This window comes from Planctomycetota bacterium (genome assembly GCA_035574235.1).
Taxonomy (GTDB): Bacteria; Planctomycetota; MHYJ01; order MHYJ01; family JACPRB01; genus DATLZA01.
This window is the reverse complement of the sequence record DATLZA010000170.1, coordinates 1-8,008: the sequence shown is the minus strand read 5'-3', so window position 1 is coordinate 8,008 and position 8,008 is coordinate 1. Positions and strand designations below refer to the sequence as shown.

Below are 8,008 nucleotides of genomic sequence, written 5' to 3'. Positions count from 1 at the left end.
GCCGCCCGGGCCGCGCGCGAAGCCCTCGCCGCCGACCCCGATCACGCCGAGGCCCGCCGGATCGCGGAGGAGGCCGAGTTCGCCCTCCTCAAGGAAGAAACCGAGGCCGCCTACGGCGACGAGGCCGCGCCCCTCCTGCGCGACTTCCTGGCCCGCGCGCGCCGCCCCGAGCATCGCGCGTGGGCGGAAGAGGCCCTCGCCCGGCTGAGCGACCGCCCCTCGCCCCGTCCCCCCGAGATCGCCGCCCAGATGCGCAAGTACTTTCCCCTGCGCCCCGGCCGGTACCTCCTCTACCGCCGCGGGGACGGGGAAATGCTCGAAAAAGTCCGCGTGGATTCCGTCGCCCGCGACGGCGACCTCCTGCGCGTGTACGCGGTGCTCGAAGAAATCTACCGGAACTACTCCACCCGCATGACGTACCTCCTGGAAATCGAGCGGGACGCCGTTTACCTGGTCGCCGGCGCCGAACGCGAACCCCTCCTCAAGTTCCCGCTGCGTTCCGGAAACGTCTGGACCTGGCAATCCGCGGGCCGGCCCTTCCGGCGCCTCGTGCGCTCGATGGGCGAAACCGTCTCCGTGGGCCGCGGCGACGCGCGGCGGACGTACGAGGACTGCCTCGTCGTCGAATTCACCAGCAGCGTCGAGCGCGACGGCGCCACGGTCCCCATGACCTCGCGCAGCACCTACGCCCCCGGCGTGGGGCTCGTGAAGCTCGAATTCCTCGAGCGCGACTTCGAAAAGTTCAACCTCGAACTCGTCGAGACGGGACAGGAATAGCCGGCCCACGGGACAGTGGCTCCCGCCCCGCGCCTCTGCTATCCTGAGGCGCCTATGGCGCGCGCCGCCGGCGTCCTGGGCGCCCTGGCCCTCCTCGGAGGCTGCTTTTTCCTCGACCTGGCCGAGCCGGTCGCCGCCACCGCCGCGGGCGACTGGTACGAGGTCGGTCCCATCCTTAAATCCCCCGAGGACGTCCTCCGCGCCGCCCGCGACATCGTGACGCGGCAGGGATACGCGATCCTCGAGCCGCCCCGCGCCCCGTACGCCTTCGAGACGGATTGGATCGTCCACCTCAGCGCCCACTGGAGGGAGGGGTACCGCACCCGGCTGGAAGTGCACGTGGCCCCGGTCGAACCCCGGGGCGTCGTGGCCCGCGTGCGGAGCTTCCGCGAATTCAACGACAACGCCCGCGAGCCCATGTCCCTCGAGAAAGCGAGCTGGACGGGCGCGTCGATCGACCCGCGCCACGCGGAAAAGATCTCGGAGCCGGCCCTGCGCGTGGCGCATCTTCTCCGGTTCCGGTATTTCGGAGTGAACCAGGATGAGTAAGAAGACCCTTCCCGCCCTCGCTCTTGCCGTTCTGGGATGCGCCTGCGGAGGCGGCCCGGAAGGCGAGGCCCGCTTCGGCCAGGTGACGCTCAAGGGCCGCCCGATCGCCGTGACGATCGTGGCCCGCGAGCGGGAGCGCCGCGGGGCCCCCGCCTCCTTCCCGGCCGCGGAGGAAACCCGCGGGTTCCTCCTGGCCTGGCCGCGGGAACGCTTCGTGAAGCTCGAACCCGGCGGCGCCGCTTACGACGCCGCGTTCCTCGACCGCGAAGGGAAAGTCGTCGACCTCGGCACGCTCCGGCCGGCCGACCCCGAGGGGCTCGTCCCCCGCGCCGAGGCCGCCTACGCGCTCCTGGTCGCCCCCGGGACGCTCGATAAGCTCGCGGTCCGCCCCGGCGACCGCGCGGACCTTTCCCGGGAGGTCCGCGCCGCGCGCCCGGAGGAACTGCCCCACGTCCGCATCGGCGAAGCGACGGCCTATGCGGAACTCGCCCTCACGGAGGCCGAGCGCCAGCACGGCCTCATGTTCCGCCCCCGCCTGTCGGCGGACGACGGGATGCTTTTCGTCTACCCCGAAGAGCGGCCGTCCCTGGGCTTCTGGATGAAAAACACCCTCATTCCGCTCGACATCGCCTACTTCCGCGCCGACGGCACGCTCGTCAAGGTGTGCGAGGCCGCCCCCGCCGACGATCCCCGCCGGGGCCCCTGGCCCACCTACCCCTCCGACGGCCCGGCTCAGTACGTCCTCGAAATGAACCGCGGGTGGTTCCGGAAAAAAGGGCTCGTGGACGAGGGAGGCCGGCCCCGCCCCGGTGTCCGGGCCGAGTTCCCTCCCGAAGCCTTGCGCCGCTCCTCCGATTGACGGGCTATAATCTCCGTCGGTGGGCAGCAAGTCCCTCTGGATGATCGCCGTGACGGGCTTCCTGGCGGTGGTCTTCATGATCGTCGCCATGCTTCTGGCGCTCGGAAGCCTGGAGCAATCGCCGGCGGCCAACCGGGTCCGCCTGGCCGAACGCATCCGGTCCCATTTCCAGTTCGAAAGCGTGGGCGCTCACGTGGGACCCATGGACGGGCGGACGGTCCTGCTGGTGTCCTACGAAACGACGCGCGATTCCAAGTACAACGTGTCCGAGCAGAACCGCGAGATGCGGGACGTGGCGGACTTCGCCGCCGCCCAGTACGACGACAAGGACCGCCGGTTCATCGACGAGATCCGGATCAAGCGCGTGGAGATCCGCAGCGGCGGCTGCTGGCAGCGGCGGCTGGTGGCTTACCACACGGCCCCCAATCCGCACCGGACGCCGCTGACGCGCCCGGCGGGGTATTGAGTCCCTTTCCCGCGCGGTTATAGAATGGCGTCGGCGTGAAGGACATCGTCTGGCGGCCGAGCCCGGACCTCATCGAACGCGCCCGCGTCACCGACTTCATGCGGCGCCACGGCATCCGCGACTACGAGGAGCTCGTCCGCCGGTCCGTCCAGGATACGTCGTGGTTCTGGAACGCCGCGCTCGCCCACCTGGGGGTGCGCTGGTCGCGCCCGTATGAGCGCGTGCAGGACTCCTCCCGCGGCTTCCCGTGGACCCGGTGGTTCCTGGGCGGACGCCTGAACCTCGCGGCCAACTGCCTGGCGGAACGCGCGGCGGAAAAGACCGCCCTCGTCTGGGAGGGCGACGACGGCGGCGTCCGCACGCTGACGTACGGCGAGCTCCGCCGCGCCGCCGCGCGCGTGGCCCACGCGCTCGCGGGGCTGGGGCTTGTCCCCGGGGACGCCGTGGGACTCTACATGCCCATGGTGCCCGAAACGGTGGCGGTCTTTTTCGGATGCCTGACCGGCGGGTTCGTCCCCGTCCCCGTGTTCTCCGCCTTCGGAGCGCCCGCCCTGGCGGTGCGGCTCCAGGACGCCGAAGCCAAGGTCCTCTTCACCGCCGACGGCGTCTCGCGCCGCGGGAAGAAAGTTCCCCTCAAACCCGAGGCCGACCTCGCCGCCGCCCAGTGCCCCTCCCTCCGGCACGTCGTCGTCTTCCGCCGCCTCGGGATCGACGTGCCCTGGAACCCGCGCGACCTCGCCTGGGACGACGTTCTGGCCCGCGCCTCGGACGCCTTCGAGCCCGTGGATCTCGAAGCCGAAGCCGTCTCCGTCATTCTGTACACCAGCGGCACGACGGGGCGCCCCAAGGGGACCGTGCACACCCACGCCGGCGCGCTCGCCCAGATCGCCAAGGAGGTCGGATACGCCTTCGACGTGCGGGCGGACGACGTCTTCTTCTGGGTCACCGACATCGGCTGGATGATGGGTCCCTGGGAGATGATCGGAACCTTCTTCTTCGGCGGCACCCTCGTTCTTTTCGAGGGCGCGCCGAACTATCCCGCTCCCGACCGGCTCTGGGAAATCGTGGAGCGCCACCGCGTCACGCACCTGGGCATTTCCCCGACCGCCGTGCGCCTTCTCAAGGCCGCCGGCCCCGAGTGGGTCCGCCGCCGGGATCTTTCGTCGCTTCGCCTTCTGGGCTCGACGGGCGAACCCTGGGATCCCGAGGGATGGATGTGGTACTTCGAGGAGGTCGGCCGCCGGCGCTGCCCCATCATCAACATTTCGGGCGGCACGGAGATCATCGGCTGCCACCTTTCGCCGCTGCCCATTACGGATCTCAAGCCCTGCACGCTGCGGGGACCGGGGCTCGGCATGGACGTGGACGTCTTCGACGACGCCGGACGGCCGGTGCGCGGCGAAATCGGTCACCTCGTCTGCAAGAAGCCGGCTCCGTCGATGACGAAGGGGTTCCTCAAGGATCCCGAGCGGTATCTCGAGACGTATTTCTCCAGGTTCGGACCGGACGTCTGGTATCACGGGGACTGGGCGCGGGTGGACGAGGACGGCTTCTGGTTCCTCTACGGCCGCTCGGACGACACGATCAAGATCGCCGGCAAGCGCGTGGGACCCGCGGAGGTCGAAGCCGCGCTTCTGGAGCATCCCGACGTGGCCGAAGCGGCCGCGATCGGCGTTCCCCACGAGGTGAAGGGCGAGGCCCTCGTCTGCTTCGCCGTCCTCAAGCCCGGCCGCGTTCCGTCGGAGGAGCTCCGCCGGGCGCTTCAGGAACGGGTCGTGCGGCATCTGGGGAAAACCTGCGCGCCCGAAGCGGTGAAGTTCGTCCGGATGCTCCCCAAGACGCGTTCCGCCAAGATCGTGCGGGGCGCGATCCGCCGGCGGTACCTGGGCCAGCCGCCCGGGGACCTTTCGTCCGTGGAGAATCCGGACGCGGTCGAGGAAATCGCCCGGGCGGTCTGATGATCCGAGCGCTCGTCGGAGGACGCCGGGGCGCCGCGGTCCTGGCCGCGTTTCTGGCCGCCGGAGCGGCCGCCGCGGCGGTCCTGCCCCGGTTCGGCATCGAGGCCGGCACCCACGTGCTTCTCGACGAACGCGATCCGGACCTCGCCTATTACAACCGCAGCCGCGTTCTCTGGGGGTACGACGAATACGCGATCGTCTGCGCGCGGAAGGCCGACTGGTTTACGCCCGAGTCCGTGCGTCTTCTTTCGGAGCTGGCCGCCGAGCTCGGCCGCGTCCCGCACGTCAAGTCCGTAACCTCGATCCTGACGGTCCCCCTTCTGCGGAACCGGGCCTCGCCCTTCGGGCTTCCGGTCCCCGTGCTCCTGACCGACCCGAAAGCCGACCTCGAGGCGGCGCGGCGCGAGCTGCTGAACCATACGCAGGCGGCCGGAAACCTCATCTCGGCGGACGGCCGGGACGTCTCGCTCCTGGCGCACCTGGACATCCCCGAATCGATCCTCGCGCTCGACACCCAGTGGGCCGACGCCCAGGCCCGCCGGGACCGCGCGCGCCTCGCCGAGCTGGAAGGTCCCTACCGCGCGGCCCTCGCGGAGCTTCGCGCGCGGCGCGAGGCGATGGTCCGCGGGCTCCGGGAGGTCGCCGCCGCCTGGGGGCCTCCGCGGCTCGACGAGCCCGTGCGCCTCTCGGGAATCCCCATCATCAACATCAACCTTCTCGAGCACGTGGCCGCCGACCTCAAGGTCTTCGGCGCCGTGAGCCTGACGCTTTTCCTGCTCGCCTTCGCGGTCACCTACCGGAAGGTCCGATGGGTGGCCCTGCCCATCCTGACCTGCCTCCTCCCGGTGACGTTCGTCCTCGGGGCGATGGCGGCGGCCGGAGAGAAGGTCACCGTGATCACGTCGAACCTTCCGGTGCTTCTTTTCGTCCTTCTTCTGCCCTACACGGTCTACGTCATCGAGCGCTACCGGGAGCGCCGCGGGCTTTTCCCGCGCGAGCCGCACCCGGACGCGATGGCCGCCGCCGCGGGCGACGTCTGGACGCCGTGCCTTTACAGCGCCGCCACCACCATGGCGGGGTTCGCTTCGCTCCTGACGAGCGGCATCCGGCCCGTGCGCACCTTCGGCCTGATGATGACGATCGGCATGGCGATCGGGCTCGTGACGGTCTTGGTCTTTCTGCCCGCGGCGGCCGCTCCGTTCGGCGCGTCGCGGGAGACGGGTCCGCCGGCCGCCTCGGGCCCCCGCGGCGTCGTGCGGCTTCTGGCCGCCTCGGCGCTCCGGGCGCCGGGCCTCGTCGTCGCGGCCGGGCTGGCGCTTCTGGGACTGGGGCTCGCGGGAGCCGCGCGGATCCGCGTCGAGACCAAGTTCATCGACTACTTCCGGCCCTCGAGCGAGGTTTACCGCGGCCTGGAGTACATCGACACGCGGATGGGCGGGACGACGCCGCTGGAGGTGGTTCTGGAAGCGCCCGCCCCGGGATTCTTCCGGACGCCGGAGGGCGTGGAGGCCCTGGCCGCCGCCGGTTCCTACTTCGAGCGCGTTCCCGAGGCGGGCAACGTCCGGTCCCTGAAGACGCTGCTCGACGAGGCGCGCAAGGCGCTTCCGCGCCTGACGGTCGAACAGCTCGCCGGCATCAAGGCCGCCCGCGAACAGGTGCGCGAGTTCGTGGATCCTGAATTCCGCGTGGCGCGGGTCCTGGTCCGGTTCCGCGAAACCGCGCCGACCCTTCACCGCCGAAAGATCCTGGAGGGCCTGCAGGCGCATCTGGCCGCGCAGCCCGGGCTGCGAAACCTCGAGCCGCGCGTGACCGGGGTCTTCCTACTCTACTCGAACATGCTTCAGACCCTTCTGAAGAGCCAGCGGGACACGTTCCTCATGGTCGTGGCCGCGATTTACGCCATGCTCCTGATCCTCTTCCGGTCCCCCGCGCTGGCGGCCGTGGTGCTCGTGCCCCAGGTGCTGCCCGTCGTCACGTGCCTCGGGGTCATGGGCTGGACGGGCGTGCCGCTGGATCTCGTCACCGTCATGATCGCCTCGATCGCGATGGGCGTGGGGATCGATTCGGCGATCCAGTACGCGGTGCGCTACCGGGCGGAGCTCCGCGCGGCGGGAGCGGACCGCCGCGAGGCGGTCCGGCGGGCTCACGCCACGGTGGGCCGGGCGATCTGGATCGCCACGTCGATCGTGGTGGCGGGGTTCGTGCTTCTTTCGCTGTCCCGGTTCGTGCCGACGGCGTACTTCGGCGTCTTCACGGCGCTGGCGATGGTGATGGGCCAAGGGGCGTCGCTGTCTCTTCTGCCGGCCCTGTTCCTGCTTCTGAGGATGCCCCGGTCATGAACGCGGAGACACGGGAAGTCCGCGCGCGGGTGGCGGACGTGCGCCCCGAGACGCCGGACGCCGCGACGCTGCGGCTGGACCTGGGAGGACAGGCGTTCCCCTACCGCCCGGGCCAGTACGTCGAAATCGATCCGCACCAGTTCCCGGAGCTGGCGGACGAGATCGCCCGGCGGGAGGCGGACCGCGGGATGCCCGAACCGCCGCGGGGGTTTTCGCTCGCCTCGGACGGACTGGATCCGCGGTTCCTGGAGATATCGATCAAGGAGGAGCGCCGGGGCCCCCTCCCGCCGCTTCTGACGCCGCTGCTCGTGCGGGGACGGGCGGTCGGACGGGAGCTGGTCCTGCGGGGTCCTCTGGGGAACTACTGCCTTCCGGAGCGGCCGCCGGACGGGATCACGGGGTTCCTTCACCTGTGCGCCGGCAGCGGCGTGGCTCCGAACCGTGGGATGATCCGCCACGCCCTCGGACGCGGCTGGCCTCAGCGGCACCTGCTCCTCCTGCAGAACCGGACCGAGGAGGACGTTTTTTACCGGGACGAATGGCCCGCGCTCCGGACGCGCCATCCCGACCGGTTCCGGCTGCGGCTGTTTTTCTCCCGCAGCCGGGGCGAGCGCGTGACCGTCGAGGAGGTGCGCCGGGAAATGGAAGGGTTCCTCGACCCGGCGGCCTCCTGGGCGTTCGTCTGCGGCCCCAACCGGCCGCGGGAAGCGGCGGGGCCGGACGGAGCCCGCCGGCGCGAGCCGGGCTTCTGCGACCTCTGGTGCGGATCGGCGCGCCGCCGGCAGGAAGGGCTCCTGGCGCGCGTGGGCATTTCGCCCGACCGGATCCGGACGGAGATGTGGTAGCGCGGCGCGGAACGCCGCCCCCGGCTCCTGCCCGGCTTCCCTCCGTCCGGCCACACGATGCCGGGTTTTCGAGCGCGTCGAAGCGGCGGAGCCGGCCGCTATCGGGTCCGGTGCAGGTAGCTCTCCAGGATCACGATCGCGGCGGCGGCGTCCACGCGGCGGGCCCGGGCGCGGCGGCTCAGGCCGGCCGCCCGCAGGCGCGCGTGCCCCTCGGC

At 71.0% G+C, this 8,008-nt stretch carries 7 protein-coding genes; all 7 read left to right on the top strand.

From position 1 onward, the window contains the following. A partial coding sequence (locus VNO22_15825; protein HXG62838.1) for a hypothetical protein occupies window positions 1-777 on the top strand: 777 nt, incomplete at its 5' end. A 54-nt stretch (window positions 778-831) separates the two neighbouring features. Then, window positions 832-1,326: a hypothetical protein gene (locus VNO22_15820; GenBank protein ID HXG62837.1), complete on the top strand. Its 495-nt coding sequence runs from the start codon at window positions 832-834 to the stop codon at window positions 1,324-1,326. Beyond that, window positions 1,319-2,185, top strand: coding sequence for a DUF192 domain-containing protein (locus VNO22_15815; GenBank protein HXG62836.1), 867 nt, complete (start codon window positions 1,319-1,321; stop codon window positions 2,183-2,185). Before VNO22_15820 ends, VNO22_15815 begins: the two co-directional genes overlap by 8 nt. A 19-nt stretch (window positions 2,186-2,204) precedes the next feature. Further along, a complete protein-coding gene (locus VNO22_15810; GenBank protein HXG62835.1) occupies window positions 2,205-2,651 on the top strand; it encodes a hypothetical protein in 447 nt (148 codons plus the stop codon). A 35-nt stretch (window positions 2,652-2,686) separates the two neighbouring features. Next, the gene (locus VNO22_15805) at window positions 2,687-4,609 is read left to right on the top strand and encodes an AMP-binding protein (protein ID HXG62834.1); all 1,923 of its coding nucleotides are present in this window, start codon (window positions 2,687-2,689) and stop codon (window positions 4,607-4,609) included. Beyond that, entirely contained in the window at window positions 4,609-6,948 is a 2,340-nt protein-coding gene (locus VNO22_15800; protein ID HXG62833.1) for an MMPL family transporter, read from the top strand. The genes VNO22_15805 and VNO22_15800 overlap by 1 nt, the downstream gene beginning before the upstream one ends. Continuing rightward, the gene (locus VNO22_15795) at window positions 6,945-7,793 is read left to right on the top strand and encodes an oxidoreductase (GenBank protein ID HXG62832.1); all 849 of its coding nucleotides are present in this window, start codon (window positions 6,945-6,947) and stop codon (window positions 7,791-7,793) included. The genes VNO22_15800 and VNO22_15795 overlap by 4 nt, the downstream gene beginning before the upstream one ends. Window positions 7,794-8,008 lie beyond the last annotated feature (215 nt).